Below are 16,433 nucleotides of genomic sequence, written 5' to 3' on the forward strand. Positions count from 1 at the left end.
GGCCCGTGCGGGCCCGCGTCGACGCGGGCCCGCACGGGCCCGTCACGATCCGCGGCACCGTCTTCTCGATCACGCACGGCGACCCCGACGCGGGCACCCAGGCCGTGATCGCGGTCGGCGGCCTGCACGCCATCGTGACCGAGCGCCGCAAGCCCTTCCACCACCTCTCGGACTTCCGCATGCTGGGTCTCGAGCCCACCGAGGCCGACATCGTCGTGGTGAAGATCGGCTACCTGGAGCCTGAGCTGTACGAGCTCGCCGCCGACTGGACGCTCGCGCTCACGCCCGGCGGCGTCGACCAGGACCTGCTGCGCCTCGGCCACCACCGTCTGCGCCCTGGCGTCTACCCCTTCGACACCACCGGCACGCCCGACCTGACCGCGATGGTCGTCCGCCGCGGCGACGCCGAGACGCCCGTCGACTCCACCCCCGCAGAGGAGACCCCCGCATGATGAACTTCGAGAAGCGCACCGGGCCCGACCTCGGCTCCGCGGCACCGGTGTACCCCGCGAACGGTGTGCCGGAGTGGTACCGCGACGCGAAGCTCGGCTTCTTCGTGCACTGGGGCCTGTACTCGGTGCCGGCGTGGGCGGTGCAGCACGGCGAGGGCGTCAACATCCCCACGGAGGACGCCTACGCGTGGCACCAGTACGCGGAGTGGTACGGCAACACCGTGCGCATCGCGGGGAGCCCCACGTGGGAGCGGCACCAGCGCCTGTACGGCCCGGGCACCTCCTACGAGGACCTCGCCGACCGCTGGGACGCCGCCGCGTTCGACGCCGATGCGTTCGTCGGAGAGCTGGTGGGCGCGGGCGCGAGGTACATCGTGCCCACCACCAAGCACCACGAGGGCTTCTGTCTGTGGGACACCGCGACGACCGGCTTCAACGCCGTCGCGCGTGGGCCCCGGCGCGACCTGATCGCCGAGTTCCACGACGCCACGCGTCGCGCGGGCGCGAAGTTCGGCGTGTACTACTCCGGGGCGCTCGACTGGCACGTCAGCGACTTCCCGGCGATCGAGTCCGACACCGACCTGTTCCGGTTCCGCCGCAACGACGAGCACTTCGCGCGATACTCGGCCGCCCAGCTGGAGGAGCTCGTCGAGCGCTTCGCGCCGGATGTGCTGTGGAACGACATCGAGTGGGCGGACGGCGGCAAGGGCGACCAGGAGTACGCGGTCGCCGCGCTGCTGCGCCGCTACTTCGATGCGGTGCCCGAGGGCGTCGTGAACGACCGCTGGGGTGTGCCGTACCACGGCTTCCTCACGCGCGAGTACACGGACATCCCGGAGATCATCCCCGAGCCGTGGGAGTCCACGCGCGGACTCGGCTACTCGTTCGGCTTCAACCAGGACGAGGACGAGCGCCACTCCCTGTCCGGCGCGGCCCTGATCCGCCTGCTGGTCGACGTCGTGGCCAAGAACGGCAATCTGCTCATCAACGTCGGCCCCGCGGCAGACGGCTCGATCCCCGAGCTGCAGCGCCGGGCCATGCGCGAGCTCGGGTCGTGGCTCGACGCGAACGGCGACGCCGTCTACGGCACGCGGCCATGGATCCGGATGGGGGAGCAGGCCGGGGCTCCGCGCCGCTACACGACCTCGGCCGGTGCCGTGCACGTCCACGCGCTCGACCCCGCGGCCGGCCGCATCGAGCTCCCCGCGGAGCTCGACCACGCCACGCTGCGCTGGAGCGACGGCTCGGAGGCGGAGGTGTCGCGAGACGGCTCCGGCGCTGTCGCCACCATCCCGCCGGGGCTGCGGCCCGCTCCGGTCGCGGTGCTGTCCGCCCGGGGCGTCTGAGCAGCCACCCCGCACGATGCGAACGACGAGGGCTCCGGTGTCGCGCACCGGAGCCCTCGTCCGCCTCCATCGCCCCGCGCGGCTCAGGGTCGCGTGAGCTCCTCCAGCACCTCGATCACGTGCCGGTAGGGGCGCCCGGTGGCGCGGGTCATGCCGATCTCACACGTGCGGTTGGCGGACACGAACGCGTCGAAGCCCCCGCGCTCCCCGTCAGCGGCCGCGACCTCGGCCGACTCCTGCGCAGTCGCACTCGCGGTGAGCTCGGGGTGCAGCATGCCGCGGTCGCCCGCGAACGCGCAGCAGCCCCAGCCCTCGGGCACGAACACGTCGTCGGCCACGGCGGCAGCGATCTCCGTCAGGGCCCCGGTCGCCCCGAGCGCCGTGGTCGAGCAGGTGGGGTGCACCGCGATGGAGGGGAGCTTCGCCGGCACGCTCAACCGCGGCAGCACCTCGCGGGCGACGAAGGTCGTGGCGTCCTCGATGCGCAGTCCCGCGTACCGCGGATCCTTCGCGACGGACTGGGCGAGCATCACGTCGAGCCCCTCGGTGCACGACGCGGCGTCGCACACCACGGGGAGCTCGCCGTGACGGCTGGCCTCCCACAGCGACGCCAGCACCCGGTCGGACATCAGCCGGTACCCGTCGAGGTGTCCCTTCGACTTCCACGGGGTGCCGCAGCAGAGCCCGCCGTTCTCCTCCGGGATCACCACCGCGATCCCCGCGCGGTCGAGCAGGTGGCGCAGGGCATCACGGGATCCGTGGCCGCCGTCCTCCGCGCCGAACATCGTGCCGATGCACGCGCCGAAGAACACGGCCTGCGCGTCGGGCGGTGACACCGGTCGATCGGGCTTCGAGCCGCCGCGGGGGAGTCCGCCGTCGTACAGCGGCACGGTGTCGGCGCCGAGCACGGCGCGTCCGAGCTGCGTCACGCCGCGGACGAGCGGGGCGGGGAGGGCGTCCGCGACCGTGAGGGCCACGCCGCCCGCGCGGGTGACGGTGCTCCAGTGCTTCGCGGCGGTGCCCCAGACGGCGCCCTCGACCGCGTTCGACTGCTCGGCCCGCAGCCGCCGCACGAGGTCGCCCGTGTTGATGTCGACCGGACACGCGACCCCGCACATGCCGTCGACGGCGCAGGTCTGCACGCCGTCGTAGTCGTAGTCGGCGCGCAGGTCGCGCAGCAGCTCGGTGTCGCCCTGCACCTCGGCCCACGCCATGTCGCGGCGCAGCACGATGCGCTGCCGCGGGGTGAGGGTGATGCTCTTGCTGGGGCACGTGGGCTCGCAGTACCCGCACTCCACGCAGCGGTCCACCTCGCTCTCGACCGTGGGAACGCGCTTGAGGTCGTGCAGGTAGGAGTCGGGGTCGTCGGAGAGCACCACGCCGGGGTTGAGGATGCCGTCCGGATCGATGAGTCGCTTGAGCTCCCACATCAGGTCGGTGAGCTCGTCGCCGTACTGCCGCCGGACGAACGGCGCCATGATGCGACCCGTGCCGTGCTCGGCCTTGAGCGACCCCTGCTGGGAGAGGACGAGCTCGACGAGGTCGTCGGTGAAGTGGCGGTAGCGGGCCACGCTGTCGGGGTCGTCGAAGCGCTCGTTGAGCAGGAAGTGCACGTTGCCGTCCTTCGCGTGACCGAAGATGACGGAGCCCTCGTAACCGTGCTCCGCGAACAGCTCGATCAGGCGCTCGCACGTGGCCAGCAGCCGGGGCACCGGTACCACGATGTCCTCCAGCAGCGCGGTCGTGCCGGAGGGGCGGGCACCGGCGACGGCGGTGTAGAGGCCCTTGCGAACGTGCCACAGCGCGGCCCGCTCGGCGGCGTCGGTCGTGAGCCGTGGCGGCACGGTGAGGGGGAGGGCATCGAAGTGCGACTGGGCGGCAGCGCTCGCGAGTGCCAGGGCGTCGGTGTCGGCCGCGTGCACCTCCACCAGCAGGGCGGCGTGCCCCCGCACGTCGATCTCCGCGATCGCCGCCGGGACATCGCTCAGCCCCTGGGCCACGCGCAGCGACGCCGCATCCAGGAGCTCGATCGTGGCGAGACCGAGACGGGTGAGGTCGGGCAGTGCGGACATGGCGGCCGACAGCGTCTCGAACACGAGCAGCCCGGTCGCGATCGCGGGGCGTACCTCGATCGTGCGGAAGCGCGCCTCGGCGACGAAGGCGAGCGTGCCCTCCGAGCCGATCACGAGGTGCTCCAGGATGCGGACGGGATCGTCGAAGTCGAGCAGGGCGTTGAGGCCGTAGCCCATGGTGTTCTTCATGGAGAACTGCTGTCGGAGGAAGGCCACGTGCTGGGGGGAGGCGAGCAACCGCGCGCGCAGGGCGAGCAGGCCGTCGGCGATCGCCGGCTCGGCGGCGCGGAGCACCTCGTTCGCGTCGGGGCGACCCGTGTCGAGGATGGTTCCGCTGGGCAGCACGAGCGTCATCGACGTGATCGTCTGGTACGAGTTCTCGGTGATGCCGCAGGCCATGCCGCTGGAGTTGTTCGCCACGACGCCGCCGATCGTGCACGCGATCTCGCTCGCCGGGTCGGGTCCGAGCTTGCGGCGGTACCGGGCGAGCCGTGTGTTGACCTGACGCACGGTGGCGCCGGGCCCGACGCGGACGGCGGCGCCGTCGTCCTCCACCCGGATGTCGCGGAAGTGGCTGCGGGTGTCGACGAGGATGTCGCCGCTCACCCCCTGTCCGGAGAGACTCGTGCCACCGGAGCGGAAGGTGAGGGTGCGTCCGGCGGCGCGCACGGCGCCGAACGCGCGGGCCACGCCGGCCGCATCGGCGGGGGAGAGCACGGCATCGGGGACGAGCAGATAGTGGGAGGCGTCGTGGGCGCGGGCGAACCGGTCGATCGACCGGGCATGCACCTCGGTGTCCGGCCCGAGCAGCTCGTGGTCCAGCGGTTCGGCGATGGTGGTCGGCACGGTGCTCCTCTGCTCCGGGTCAAGATTGTCTGACAAGTGTACCGACGACCGGATGCTTCGCTAGGCTGACGGCCATGACCACCCTCACGGACCGCGGCCTCGGCGTCGTCGGCGTGGTCGATGCGGTGACCGCCCAGCTGCGCGCGCGCATCCTCGGCGGTGAGATCCGATCGGGCGAGCCGCTCACCGAGGCCGCGGTGTCGCAGTCCTTCGGTGTGGCCAGGCCCAGCGCGAAGGCGGCGATCGAACAGCTGGTCGCGAGCGGCCTGCTCGTGCGCACGGCACATCGCACCGCACGCGTGGTGGGTATCGACCAGGCGACGGTGCGCGACGTCTACCGCACGCGCACCCGCCTGGAGAGCGCCGCGCTTCGGGAGCTGGCACGGGCGCGCAGAGTGCCCGCCGCCGCGGTCGAGGCGAATGCGGAGCTGCTCGCGATGGGACCGGGGCCCGACCCGGCGACCGTGGACCCCGATCTGCGCTTCCATACGGCGCTGATCGATGCGCTGCACAGCGAGCGGACCGGGCGGATGTATCGGAGCGTGCTCGACGAGGTCCGGTTGTGCATGGCGCAGGTGCAGGGGCGGCGCCTGCTGAACGCGGAGGAGATCGCCGCACAGCATCGGGAGATGCTCGATGCCGTCGCCGCGGGTGCGGAGGACGAAGCGGCCGAGCTGCTGCGGGCGCACCTCACGTCCGCGGAGGAGCGACTGGTCGAGGCGCTCGGGCGCGACTGAGCGTCAGCCCACGTTCGCCGGGGCGTCCTCGATCTGGATGGGCGCGTCCGCCGGGTCCGCCCACACCGGCGCGGGCAGCGGCGTGTCCACTGCGCCGTCCTGGATCGCGCGCAGCGCCTCCGTGATCTCGTCCGCGTTCTCCGGCACCGCGAGGCCGCACGTGCGCAGCTCCGAGGCGAACTGCAGGGTGAGGCGGATCTTGCCCGCCTCGATCGCCTGCGCCGTCGTGCCGGTGCGGATCTCACTGCCCGTCTGGATCGCCGGCACCTCGTCGCACACGTGATAGACCTTGCCGCCGTCGACCCAGACCACCTCGTCCTTGCCGAGCAGCTGGATCACGGTCGACTGGTCGGCCGTGTACTGCTCGACCGACGGCGGGGCGAAGTCCACGCCGACGAACACGGCCAGTGCGGCCAGGACGACGCCGACGATGCCGGCCGTCGTCTTCTGCCCCTTGTCCATGTCCTTGTTCAGGAAGATCAGGATCACGAGCGGGAGGAAGGCGACGATCGCGATGATCGCGCCGAGCTGGTTCTGCACGAAGAAGCGGGTCTTGTCCGCCTTCCGCGCGGGATCGAGCCGGTTCGCCTTCTTCCAGAGCACGGAGCCCGTGATCGACAGGGCCGCGATCACGACGAGCAGCACGAGCAGGGCGATGAACGCCCACTGCGGGAACTGTGCCGTGACGCCCTGCTCCTCGAGCAGACCCGTGTCGGGGTCGCGCACGAGCGTGCCGTCCTCGCCGACGTAGACGCGCTGGCGGAGCAGCCAGAAGATCCCGACGCCCTCGCCGATGATCGCGAGGGCCCACAGCGCGCCCGCGATCCAGCGGAAGCGCATCGCCGTCGTCTTCGCCGCGGCGCTCGGCGTCCACCCCGCCGGTGGCTCCGTGCTCGCGGCGGTGTTCCTGTCCCTGCCGGCGGTCCTGTCGTCGCTCTCGGCCACGTTGATCCCTTCCCCCGAAGGCCCGACCGCACCGGCCAGGGCACGCAAGATCCTAGTGGACGGGGTGTCCTACGCTGGAGGCATGACCTCCGACTCCGACGACGCCCTGAGCTGGGAGGGCGACGACGACACGGCGTCGCATCGCACCGGTCGCCCGCGGCGACGTGAGAACGCGGCCCCGCCCGTCGAGCCGCCTCTTCACGACGCCACGACCACGGAGAGCGCCGCGGTCGCGCCCACGACGCGACCCCCCGCGTCTCCACCGCCCACCGAGGCGGCACCGCCGTCGGCGCCCGCGGCGTCCGTCGCCGCCGACGACGACGAGGCGCCGGCGGGACTCAGCAATGCGATGCTCCTGCTCGTCGGGGTGGTCGGCGGGGTGTATCTCCTCTATTCGGTCGGCTGGGTCGTCGGTGGGCTGCGGCTGCAACCGCTCGCCTCGTTCCTGGTCGCCGACGCGATGTTCCTGCCCTGGTTCGTGCTCGCGATCGCGGCGCCCGCGCTGTGGTTCCTCGCGACGTGGGTTCTCACGCGGGGGAGGGCCGCGTGGGTGCGGGTCGCCCTGCTGCTCGCCGGGGTCGTGCTCCTGGTGCCGTGGCCGTTCGTGACGGTGGGGGTGGTCGGATCATGAGCTCGTCGGAGAACGCATCGGCGGTGTCGTCCGGATCGCCGCGCTGGCTCGCCGGCACCGTCATCGTCCTCGCCGGGCTGTTCTACGCCTACGCGGTGTGGAACGCGGTCGCGCATCTGATCACGATGGCGCAGACCGGTCTGACGGGTGCGGGCTGGGCCGTGCTGCTGTTCGGTGTCGTCTTCCCCCTGATCGTGTTCGGCTTCGCCTCCGCGATCGGGCGTCGCCGTCGCGTGGGCGAGCTCGCCCTCGTGTTCCTCGCGGGGCTGGGCATCGTCGCCGTCTTCTGGATGAGTCTGCTCGCGCTCAGCCTCACGCTCCCCAGCGCCTGACCCGGACGCCACCGGTCGAGCCGGACCGCGCGGCGTCACACGGCACGGAGCGGCATGGCGGCTCGGGTAGAGTTGTCGCGATCGCGCCCCCGACGGTGTGCGGCGCATCGGCCCCTCCCGCCTGTCGCGCTGCCCCGAAGGATCCACTGTGCCGAAGCCCGTCGTGCTCATCGCCGAAGTACTCTCTCCCGCCACGATCGAGGCGCTCGGCCCCGACTTCGACGTCCGCCACGTCGACGGCACCGACCGCGAGGCCCTGTTCGCCGCGCTGGCCGAGGCCGACGCCGTGCTCATCCGCTCGGCGACCCGCATCGACGAGGAGGCGCTGGCGCACGCGCCGAAGCTGAAGGTCGTCGCGCGTGCGGGCGTGGGCCTCGACAACGTCGACATCAAGGCCGCGACCACGGCGGGCGTCATGGTCGTGAACGCTCCGACGTCGAACATCGTCTCGGCCGCCGAGCTCACGGTCGGTCACATCCTCAGCCTCGCTCGGCGCATCCCGGCCGCGCACGCCTCGCTCGCCGCCGGGCAGTGGAAGCGCAGCTCGTTCACGGGCGCCGAGCTCTTCGAGAAGACGGTCGGCATCGTGGGGCTCGGACGTATCGGCGCGCTCGTCGCCGCCCGCCTCGCGGCGTTCGACATGCGCGTCGTCGCGTACGACCCCTACGTCACGTCCGCCCGCGCCCAGCAGCTCGGCGTGCAGCTCCTGTCGCTCGACGAGCTGGTGGCGGAGTCCGACTTCCTGACGATCCACATGCCCAAGACTCCGGAGACCACGGGCATGATCGGCGCGGAGCAGTTCGCGGCGATGAAGCCGACCGCCTTCGTCGTCAACGTCGCGCGCGGCGGGCTGATCGACGAGGAGGCGCTGCACGAGGCGCTCGTCGCTGGCGAGATCGCCGGTGCCGGTCTCGACGTCTTCACGTCTGAGCCGCCGGCGGAGGGCGGCAGTGCCCGTCCGCTGCTCGACCTGCCGAACGTGGTCGTCACGCCGCACCTCGGTGCGAGCACGGAGGAGGCGCAGGAGAAGGCCGGTGTCTCGGTCGCCCGCTCGGTGCGACTCGCGCTGGGCGGCGACCTGGTGCCCGACGCGGTCAACGTGGCCGGCGGCGTGATCGACCCGTATGTGCGTCCGGGGATCTCGCTCGTGGAGAAGCTGGGCCAGATCTTCGCGGCCCTCGCGACCTCGCCGCTCACGAGCCTCGACGTCGAGGTGCACGGCGAGCTCAACGACTACGACGTCAGCGTGCTCAAGCTCGCGGCGCTCAAGGGCGTGTTCACGAACATCGTCAGCGAGACCGTGTCGTATGTGAACGCTCCGCTCCTCGCCGAGCAGCGGGGGATCGCGGTCCGCCTGCTCAAGGACGACGTGAGCGAGGAGTACCGCAACGTCATCACCCTGACGGGCGCCCTGTCCGACGGATCGCAGCTCTCGGTGTCCGGCACGCTGACCGGTCCGAAGCAGGCGGAGAAGCTCGTCGGCATCAACGACCACGCGCTGGAGCTGCCGATCGAGAAGCACCACGTCGTCATGCTCTACACCGACCGTCCGGGCATCGTGGCCGTGTACGGCCAGAAGTTCGGTGAGGCGGGCATCAACATCGCGGGCATGCAGATCGCGCGCCGCGCGGCCGGCGACCAGGCGCTCAGCGTGCTGACGCTGGACTCGCCCGTGTCGGAGGAACTGCTCGACGACGTGCGCGACGCGATCGACGCCGACCTGTTCCGGCAGATCGAGATCACCGAGGTCTGAGCCGCAGCACCACGGAGGAGGGGCGGGAGCGTGACGCTCCCGCCCCTCTTCGGTTCGCGAGTCAGGCGGTCGCGCGCAGGACCAGGGCGATCAGGTCGGCGAGCTCATCGCTGCGGGGGACGAGCCGCTCGGGTCCGTGCACGTCGAGCGAGTTGTTGAAGTAGAGCCCGTCGCTGACCAGCATCACCAGGTCGAGGCTGGCGGTGTCGCGCACGTGCGGGCGGATGGTGTCGGCCCAGCGGCGCCGGGTCTCGCGGAGCATGTCGGCCGCACGGGCCGAGCCACCCTGGGCGAGGCGGGTCGTGGCGATCAGTGCGCGGTCGAGGGCGTCGTCCTCCATGACCGATGTGCGGACGTAGTAGGCGACCGGGCCCTCCTCCGCCGCGTTCATGCGCTCCAGGTCGAGGGTGGTGAGGTGGTCGAGCCGCTCCACGAGGCCGGCCTCGAGGTCGTCCTTGGAGTGGAAGTGGTACAGCAGCCCGCCTTTGGAGACGCCCGCGGCCTTGGCTGTCGCGTCGAGCGTGGCCGCGCGCTCGCCCTCGTCGATGAGGATCGCCTCGAAGGCGTCGAGAACCTTCTCGCGGGCGAGGGGAGGTCGGGGCATCGTTCATCCTCTGTTCGGAAACGGGAGGCCGGTCTCTGTTACTATACCAGCCGGACGGTTCACTAACGGAGCCGCCGAGAGTCTGAGAGGTGTTCCATGAGCCGTACTGCGTCGATCCCGACGACAGAGACGGAAGCCCCGCGCGTCGGCGCCAGAGGGTGGGCGGCGCTCGTCGTCCTCATGCTCCCCGTGCTGCTGGTGTCGGTCGACAACACGGTGCTGAGCTTCGCCCTGCCCGAGATCTCGATCTCGCTCGCACCCACCGGTGCCGAGCAGCTGTGGATCATCGACGTGTACCCGCTCGTGCTGGCCGGACTGCTGGTGACCATGGGCACGCTCGGTGATCGGTTCGGGCGGAGGAAGCTGCTGCTCATCGGAGCCACGGGGTTCGCCGTGGTCTCGGCCCTCGCCGCGTTCGCTCCGACGGCCGGTCTCCTCATCGCCGCCCGCGCCCTGCTCGGCTTCTTCGGCGCGATGCTCATGCCCTCCACGCTGTCGCTCCTGCGCTCGATCTTCCAGAACCGCGATCAGCGGCGCATGGCGATCGCGGTCTGGGCGTCCGCGTTCTCCGCCGGTGCGGCCCTGGGGCCGATCGTCGGCGGGTTCCTGCTCGAGCACTTCGCGTGGGGCTCGGTGTTCCTCCTCGCTGTACCGGTGCTGATCCCGCTGCTGATCGGCGCACCGCTGCTGGTGCCCGAGAGCCGTGACCCGCACCCCGGTCGCATCGACCCGCTGAGCATCGCCCTGTCGATGGCCGCGATGATCCCGGTCGTCTACGCGATCAAGTCGTTCGCGGTGGACGGGCCCTCGCTGTACGCGGGGGGATGGGCCGTGCTGGGCCTTCTGATGGGCGCGCTGTTCGTGCGGCGTCAGCTCCGCTCCGACGTCCCGATGCTCGACATGGCGCTGTTCCGAAGGGGCTCCTTCTCCGGGGCTATCCTGGTGAACCTGCTCAGCGTGGTCGCCCTGGTGGGCTTTCTCTACTTCGTGTCGCAGCACGTGCAGCTCGTGCTCGGGCTCTCGCCGATGATGGCCGGGCTCGCACTCGTGCCCGGCATGGCGGCGATGATCGTGGCCGGCCTCACGGTCGTGCCGATCTCGCGTCGCGTGCCGCCGCACGTGCTGATCCCCGCGGCGCTGGTCTTCTCCGTGGTCGGCTACCTGATCGTGGCGATGACGACGCACGACCACGGTGTCGTGCCGCTGATCCTCGCGTTCGCGGTGCTCGGCATCGGCATCGGTGCCGCGGAGACGATCTCGAACGAGCTCATCCTCTCCAGCGCTCCGGCCGCGAAGGCCGGCGCGGCCAGCGCCGTGTCCGAGACCGCGTACGAGCTCGGCGCCGTGCTCGGGACCGCCATCCTGGGTGGCCTCATCACGGCGTTCTACCGCGGAGCGCTCGTGCTTCCGGAGGGGCTGCCCGCCGACGTCGCGCACGCGGCGCAGGAGACGCTGGCCGGCGCGTACACCGCGGCGCAGCAGCTCCCGTCGCAGCTCGGAGACGCGCTGTGGCAGGCCGCCGCCGACGCGTTCGGCTCCGGGGTGACGGTGACCTCGCTGATCGGCGCCGGGCTCGTGGTCGTCGCCGCGGTGATCGCCGCCGTCACACTGCGCAAGGCACCCACGCACTGACCACTACGCTGGGGGGACCGGCCCGTACGACCCGCGGTCGCGCCGCGGCCGGTCCACCCCCGTGCAGTGCGCAAGGAGTCTCATGTCGCGTGTCGTGAAGCTGGCTGTCATCCCCGGTGACGGCATCGGTCCCGAGGTCATCGCGGAGGCGGAGAAGGTGCTCGACGCCGTCACCGCCCACAGCGACGTGACGTTCGACAAGACCCGCTTCTCTCTCGGAGCCGGCCGGTTCCTCGAGACCGGCGACACGCTCACCGATGACGACCTGGCGGCGATCTCGGCGCACGACGCGATCCTGCTCGGCGCGGTCGGAGGCACGCCGGGCGACCCGCGCCTGAAGAACGCGAACATCGAGCGCGGCCTGCTGCTGAAGCTCCGCTTCACGCTCGACCACTACGTGAACCTCCGCCCGTCGAAGCTCTTCCCGGGTGCCCCTGGTCCGCTCGCCGACCCGGGGGAGGTCGACTTCGTCGTGGTGCGCGAGGGGACCGAGGGGCCCTACGTCGGCAACGGCGGCGCGATCCGCGTCGGCACGCCGCAGGAGGTCGCCAACGAGACCTCGGTCAACACCGCCTTCGGTGTGGAGCGCGTCGTGCGCTACGCGTTCGACCTTGCCGAGCGTCGGCGCCGGAAGCTCACCCTCGTGCACAAGACCAACGTGCTCGTGCACGCCGGGGCGATCTGGCAGCGCATCGTGAACGAGGTCGCGGCCGAACACCCCGATGTGACCGTCGACTACCTGCACGTCGATGCCGCCACCATCTTCCTGGTCACGGACCCCTCGCGTTTCGACGTGATCGTGACGGACAATCTCTTCGGTGACATCCTCACCGACCTCGCCGGCGCCGTCACGGGCGGCATCGGCCTCGCAGCCTCGGGGAACATCAACCCCGACGGCGCCTTCCCGTCGATGTTCGAGCCCGTGCACGGCTCGGCTCCGGACATCGCGGGTCAGCAGAAGGCCGACCCGACCGCCGCGATCCTCTCGATCGCGCTGCTGCTCGACCACCTCGGCTTCGCGGCCGAGTCGGCGCGTGTGAGCGCCGCGGTCGAGGCGGACATCGCCGCGCGCAGCGGTGCCCGCACCACCGCGGAGATCGGCTCCGCGATCACTGCCCGCCTCTGAGCGGCGGGCGTAGGCTGACAGGGCGCGAGGATGCGCCCACCCACGAGGATTGGATGACGACATGACGACGATCGACGCCGAGACGAGCGTGGCTCCCCTGGAGTTCGCCGTGACGAAGAACCTGAACGCCGCGAGCCCGACGCGGCTCGCCGAGGTGCTGGAGAACCCCGGGTTCGGGGTCGTCTTCACCGACCACATGGTCGACATCTGCTGGTCGGCCAAGGGCGGCTGGCACCGTCCGCGCGTGCAGCCCTACGGCCCGATCCCGCTCGACCCCGCCGCCTCGGTTCTGCACTATGCGCAGGAGATCTTCGAGGGCATCAAGGCCTACCGTCACGCCGACGGGTCCATCCACACCTTCCGTCCCGACCGCAACGCCGCCCGCCTGCAGGCGAGCGCGCGCCGCCTGGCGCTTCCGGAGCTGCCCACCGAGTACTTCATCCAGTCGCTGCGCGAGCTGATCACCGTTGACGGTCGGTGGGTGCCGTCGGGCGCCGACCAGAGCCTGTACCTGCGGCCGTTCATGTTCGCCAAGGAGGCGTTCCTCGGGGTGCGGGCGGCGCAGAAGGTCGCGTACTACGTGATCGCGAGCCCCGCCGGCGCGTACTTCAGCGGCGGGGTGAAGCCGGTGCGCATCTGGCTCTCGGAGGACTACGCTCGCGCGGGCAAGGGCGGCACCGGGAAGGCGAAGACCGGCGGCAACTACGCCTCGAGCCTCCTCCCGCAGGCCGAGGCCGCCGCCAAGGGCTGCGACCAGGTCGTGTTCCTCAACGAGAAGCGCGACGTCGAAGAGCTCGGCGGCATGAACGTCGTGTTCGTCTTCAAGGACGGCCGCGTCGTCACCCCGGAGTCCGACAGCATCCTCGAGGGCATCACGCGCGACTCGCTGCTGCAGCTCGCGGAAGACCGCGGCTACACGGTCGAGAAGCGACCGATCTCGATCGACGAGTGGCGTCAGGGCGTCGCCTCGGGCGACATCGTCGAGGTCTTCGCATGCGGCACGGCCGCCGTCGTCACCCCGATCGGTGCGCTGGTCGGCGACGGCTTCGACGAGCCGCAGCCGCTCGGCGAGCTGGCCCTGTCGCTGCGCGAGGAGCTGACCGACATCCAGTACGGCCGCCGCGAGGACAAGCACGGCTGGCTCGTGCGCCTCGACGCCTGATCCCCACCTCCGAAGACCCCGCGCCGGCTCGCCCGGTCCGGGGTCTTCGTCGTCGCTAGGCTGGACGCATGAAGATCGCCCGGTTCAGCCACGACGACGCCATCATGTACGGGATCATCGACGAGCGCGAGCTCGTGGTGCTGGCCGGGGACCCGATGTTCGCCGGGTACGAGACCACCGGCGACCGGGTGCCGCTCGCCGAGGCGAAGCTCCTCGCCCCCGTGATCCCGCGCTCCAAGGTCGTGTGCGTCGGCAAGAACTACCACGACCACGCCGCCGAGATGGGTGGGGTCGCGCCCGAGGAGCCGCTGCTGTTCCTCAAGCCGAACACGGCCGTCATCGGCCCGGACGACGCGATCGTGCGTCCCACCGCCCTGTCCGAGCGCACCGAGTACGAGGGTGAGCTGGTGGTCGTGATCGGCAAGATCGCCAAGAACGTCACGGCGGAGAACGCCCTCGACTACGTGCTCGGCTACACGATCGGCAACGACGTCACCGCGCGCGATCTGCAGCGCAAGGACGGACAGTGGTCCCGGGCGAAGGGCTTCGACACCTTCTGCCCGCTCGGCCCCGTGATCGAGACCGACTTCGACGCGTCGACGGCGACCATCGAGACCAGGGTCAACGGCGAGGTGCGGCAGCACGCGCCGCTCACCGACATGATCCACTCGGTGGCGGACATCATCGCGTACGCCTCGGCCGTGTTCACCCTTCTCCCCGGTGACGTGATCATGACGGGGACCCCGGCGGGTGTCGGCACGTTCACGGCGGGCGACGTCGTGGAGGTGGAGATCTCCGGCCTCGGCATCCTCCGCAACACCGCGCGCGACGCCGTTCCCGCGACATGACCTCCGGCGCCCTGACGGCGGCGCAGCAGACGGCGGTGCAGCGGCGCACCGTCCTCGTGCTGTCGCTCGGGCAGGTCCTCGGGGGCATCGCGTTCGGGGCGACCGTCTCGCTCGGTGCCCTGCTCGCGGCCGACATCTCCGGCAGCGACGCGCTCTCCGGGCTGGCGACCGCCTCCGTCACGCTCGGCGCGGCACTGTGCGCGATCCCGCTCGCTCGGCTGGCGGCACGGCTCGGTCGACGCCGCGCGCTCACGCTCGGCAACCTCTTCGCCCTGGTCGGCATCGCCGTGGTGATCCTCGCGGCCTCGGTCCAGGTGTTCCCGTTGCTCCTCGTCGGCATCCTGTTGATCGGTGCGGGCAACGCGGGCAATCTGCAGTCGCGGTTCGCCGCGACCGACCTCGCGGCCCCGCAGCACCGCGGCCGCGATCTGTCGATCGTGGTGTGGTCGACGACGATCGGCGGCGTCGCGGGACCGCTGCTGCTCGGCCCCGGCGAGGTCGTCGGCCACGCGATCGGGATGCCGCCGCAGACCGGGTCGTACGTGTTCTCGTTCGTGGCGCAGTGTGCCGCGCTCGTGCTGTACCTCGTGGCGCTGCGCCCGGATCCGCTCCTCGCGGCGCAGCGCCTCGCGACGCAGGCGGCCGCCGCCACCGGGACGACGGCGGTCGACCGTCCGCGGGTCGCGCGCTACGCCATCTTCGCCATCGCCGGTTCCCACGTGGTGATGGCGTCGGTCATGGCGATGACCCCGGTGCACCTGTCGCACATGGCGCACGGGGCACACGGCGCTGCGGCGACCCCGGCCGACGTCTCGGCCCTGGTGGGGATCACGATCGCGCTGCACGTGGGGGGCATGTACGCGCTGTCGCCCGTGTTCGGTGTGCTGGCCGACCGGTGGGGGCGGCTGCGCGTGGTGCTGCTGGGGCAGGTGCTCCTGGGCGGCGCGCTGGCGTTCGCGGTGTTCACGGGAACAGAGGCGTGGGGTGTGATGGTCGCGCTCATCCTGCTCGGCCTGGGCTGGAGCGCGGCGACCGTGGCGGGCGCCGCCCTGCTGACCGAAGCCTCGGCACCCGAGCTGCGCACGCGCCGCCAGGGTCGCAGCGACTCGCTCATGAGCCTCTCGGCCGCCGCCGGTTCCGTGCTCGCGGGCATCGTGCTGTCGAACTTCCAGTACGCGGGCCTCGGCATCGCCGCCTCCGTGCTCGTCCTCGCGATCGTGGTGCTCTCGCCGCTCGCGCGGACCACTGCGCGGTGACCGACGGCGGGGGAGCCGTCACACGGCGATCGCCCTGAGCGCCATCCGCTGAGCTCACGCGGAGGCGGTGTGTACTGCGCTACGGTCGAGCCATGTCCTCCCAGGCCGGACGAGTCGCCGCAGCTGCGCTCGTCGTCATCGTCGGCGCGCTCACCGGGTGTGCACCGAGCATCGGGACGCTGGTGAGGGACAGCCTCGCCGAGTCCGTGGAAGACGCGCAGGACTCGTTGTGGGAGTACCGCGACCAGATCGTCAGCGACCCGGAAGCGGCCGTCGCCGGACTCGGCTTCGTCCACGACGCGCGTGAGGGTGCCGAAGACGGATCCGGTCTGTACACCCTGGTGGCCCTCGACGACGCCGAGGACGCCGTGACCCTCACTCTCGTCGTGGGCGGCGGTGCGACGACCGGCGGCGGGCACTGGTATCAGCAGTCGAGCGCCGCGACGTGCGTCGACTTCGTCTTCCCGCAGGCCGCCGCCGAGATCCGTGCGGAGGACGGCGTGTGCGGAGACATCCCGGACGCGGACAGGTACGACGAGGTCGTCCCCTTCACCGAGCTCGACGTTCGGGAGTCGGTGACGGCGGCGGACTACCCGCCACCGATCTGCCAGTGCCACAGCGGAGGCGACTGCGACTGCCCGGGAGGCTGAGCGAGCGCCGCGGGCTGAGCCCCGCGCACCCGTAGAATCGA

Annotated in this window: 15 protein-coding genes; 12 read left to right on the forward strand and 3 right to left on the reverse strand. The window is 71.4% G+C overall.

All coding sequences use genetic code 11. The annotated features are described in order from the left end of the window. Together DW299_RS14305 and DW299_RS14310 are read left to right on the forward strand one after the other, a co-directional pair. Positions 1-452 (forward strand): MlrC C-terminal domain-containing protein (locus DW299_RS14305; RefSeq protein ID WP_205814412.1); only part of this gene is annotated, 452 nt, incomplete at its 5' end. Next, positions 449-1,798: an alpha-L-fucosidase gene (locus DW299_RS14310; protein ID WP_136036983.1), complete on the forward strand. Its 1,350-nt coding sequence runs from the start codon at positions 449-451 to the stop codon at positions 1,796-1,798. The genes DW299_RS14305 and DW299_RS14310, both read left to right, overlap by 4 nt. An 83-nt stretch (positions 1,799-1,881) precedes the next feature. Here DW299_RS14310 and DW299_RS14315 read toward each other — a convergent pair whose 3' ends face one another. Next, complete coding sequence (locus DW299_RS14315; protein WP_136036984.1) at positions 1,882-4,716, reverse strand: FAD-binding and (Fe-S)-binding domain-containing protein; 2,835 nt, start codon at positions 4,714-4,716, stop codon at positions 1,882-1,884. Positions 4,717-4,790: 74 nt separating this feature from the next. Here DW299_RS14315 and DW299_RS14320 point away from each other — a divergent pair, with 74 nt between their 5' ends. Continuing rightward, positions 4,791-5,453, forward strand: a complete 663-nt coding sequence (locus DW299_RS14320; protein WP_136036985.1) for a GntR family transcriptional regulator — start codon at positions 4,791-4,793, stop codon at positions 5,451-5,453. A gap of 3 nt (positions 5,454-5,456) precedes the next feature. Here the strand turns inward: DW299_RS14320 and DW299_RS14325 are convergent, their stop codons facing one another. After that, a complete protein-coding gene (locus DW299_RS14325) occupies positions 5,457-6,398 on the reverse strand; it encodes a hypothetical protein (protein WP_136036986.1) in 942 nt (313 codons plus the stop codon). A gap of 82 nt (positions 6,399-6,480) precedes the next feature. Between DW299_RS14325 and DW299_RS14330 the strand changes: the two genes are divergently transcribed. The 3 genes from DW299_RS14330 (at position 6,481) to serA (ending at position 9,114) form a co-directional block, all read left to right on the forward strand. Then, on the forward strand, positions 6,481-7,029 hold the full coding sequence (locus DW299_RS14330) for a hypothetical protein (RefSeq protein ID WP_240745418.1): 549 nt from the start codon (positions 6,481-6,483) through the stop codon (positions 7,027-7,029). Beyond that, positions 7,026-7,361, forward strand: coding sequence for a hypothetical protein (locus tag DW299_RS14335; protein WP_136034927.1), 336 nt, complete (start codon positions 7,026-7,028; stop codon positions 7,359-7,361). Before DW299_RS14330 ends, DW299_RS14335 begins: the two co-directional genes overlap by 4 nt. 148 nt (positions 7,362-7,509) lie before the next feature. Beyond that, complete coding sequence (gene serA, locus DW299_RS14340; RefSeq protein WP_136034925.1) at positions 7,510-9,114, forward strand: phosphoglycerate dehydrogenase; 1,605 nt, start codon at positions 7,510-7,512, stop codon at positions 9,112-9,114. A gap of 61 nt (positions 9,115-9,175) precedes the next feature. Here serA and DW299_RS14345 read toward each other — a convergent pair whose 3' ends face one another. Further along, on the reverse strand, positions 9,176-9,718 hold the full coding sequence (locus DW299_RS14345; protein WP_136034922.1) for a TetR/AcrR family transcriptional regulator: 543 nt from the start codon (positions 9,716-9,718) through the stop codon (positions 9,176-9,178). A 96-nt stretch (positions 9,719-9,814) separates the two neighbouring features. Between DW299_RS14345 and DW299_RS14350 the strand changes: the two genes are divergently transcribed. From DW299_RS14350 to DW299_RS14375, 6 genes are all read left to right on the forward strand, one after another. Further along, complete coding sequence (locus DW299_RS14350; RefSeq protein ID WP_136034920.1) at positions 9,815-11,350, forward strand: MFS transporter; 1,536 nt, start codon at positions 9,815-9,817, stop codon at positions 11,348-11,350. Between the two features lie 82 nt (positions 11,351-11,432). Beyond that, positions 11,433-12,476 carry a 3-isopropylmalate dehydrogenase gene (locus tag DW299_RS14355; RefSeq protein WP_136036988.1) on the forward strand — a complete coding sequence of 348 codons (1,044 nt, stop codon included), beginning with the start codon at positions 11,433-11,435 and terminating at the stop codon, positions 12,474-12,476. A gap of 61 nt (positions 12,477-12,537) precedes the next feature. Then, entirely contained in the window at positions 12,538-13,638 is a 1,101-nt protein-coding gene (locus DW299_RS14360) for a branched-chain amino acid aminotransferase (RefSeq protein ID WP_136034915.1), read from the forward strand. A 68-nt stretch (positions 13,639-13,706) separates the two neighbouring features. Further along, on the forward strand, positions 13,707-14,486 hold the full coding sequence (locus tag DW299_RS14365; protein ID WP_136034913.1) for a fumarylacetoacetate hydrolase family protein: 780 nt from the start codon (positions 13,707-13,709) through the stop codon (positions 14,484-14,486). Beyond that, positions 14,483-15,742, forward strand: a complete 1,260-nt coding sequence (locus tag DW299_RS14370) for an MFS transporter (RefSeq protein WP_136034911.1) — start codon at positions 14,483-14,485, stop codon at positions 15,740-15,742. Before DW299_RS14365 ends, DW299_RS14370 begins: the two co-directional genes overlap by 4 nt. A 92-nt stretch (positions 15,743-15,834) precedes the next feature. Next, positions 15,835-16,392 carry a hypothetical protein gene (locus tag DW299_RS14375; protein WP_136034909.1) on the forward strand — a complete coding sequence of 186 codons (558 nt, stop codon included), beginning with the start codon at positions 15,835-15,837 and terminating at the stop codon, positions 16,390-16,392. Positions 16,393-16,433: the final 41 nt, after the last annotated feature.

It is taken from the genome of Microbacterium sp. K35 (assembly GCF_004794375.1).
GTDB classification, from domain to species: Bacteria; Actinomycetota; Actinomycetes; order Actinomycetales; family Microbacteriaceae; genus Microbacterium; species Microbacterium sufflavum.

Excerpts from the sequence above, each read along its gene's own strand:
- DW299_RS14310 (WP_136036983.1), top strand. The coding sequence starts at position 449 with ATGATGAACTTCGAGAAGCGCACCGGGCCCGACCTCGGCTCCGCGGCA.
- DW299_RS14320 (WP_136036985.1), top strand. The coding sequence starts at position 4,791 with ATGACCACCCTCACGGACCGCGGCCTCGGCGTCGTCGGCGTGGTCGAT.
- DW299_RS14330 (WP_240745418.1), top strand. The coding sequence starts at position 6,481 with ATGACCTCCGACTCCGACGACGCCCTGAGCTGGGAGGGCGACGACGAC.
- DW299_RS14335 (WP_136034927.1), top strand. The coding sequence starts at position 7,026 with ATGAGCTCGTCGGAGAACGCATCGGCGGTGTCGTCCGGATCGCCGCGC.
- DW299_RS14345 (WP_136034922.1), bottom strand. The coding sequence starts at position 9,718 with ATGCCCCGACCTCCCCTCGCCCGCGAGAAGGTTCTCGACGCCTTCGAG.
- DW299_RS14350 (WP_136034920.1), top strand. The coding sequence starts at position 9,815 with ATGAGCCGTACTGCGTCGATCCCGACGACAGAGACGGAAGCCCCGCGC.
- DW299_RS14355 (WP_136036988.1), top strand. The coding sequence starts at position 11,433 with ATGTCGCGTGTCGTGAAGCTGGCTGTCATCCCCGGTGACGGCATCGGT.
- DW299_RS14360 (WP_136034915.1), top strand. The coding sequence starts at position 12,538 with ATGACGACGATCGACGCCGAGACGAGCGTGGCTCCCCTGGAGTTCGCC.
- DW299_RS14365 (WP_136034913.1), top strand. The coding sequence starts at position 13,707 with ATGAAGATCGCCCGGTTCAGCCACGACGACGCCATCATGTACGGGATC.
- DW299_RS14370 (WP_136034911.1), top strand. The coding sequence starts at position 14,483 with ATGACCTCCGGCGCCCTGACGGCGGCGCAGCAGACGGCGGTGCAGCGG.
- DW299_RS14375 (WP_136034909.1), top strand. The coding sequence starts at position 15,835 with ATGTCCTCCCAGGCCGGACGAGTCGCCGCAGCTGCGCTCGTCGTCATC.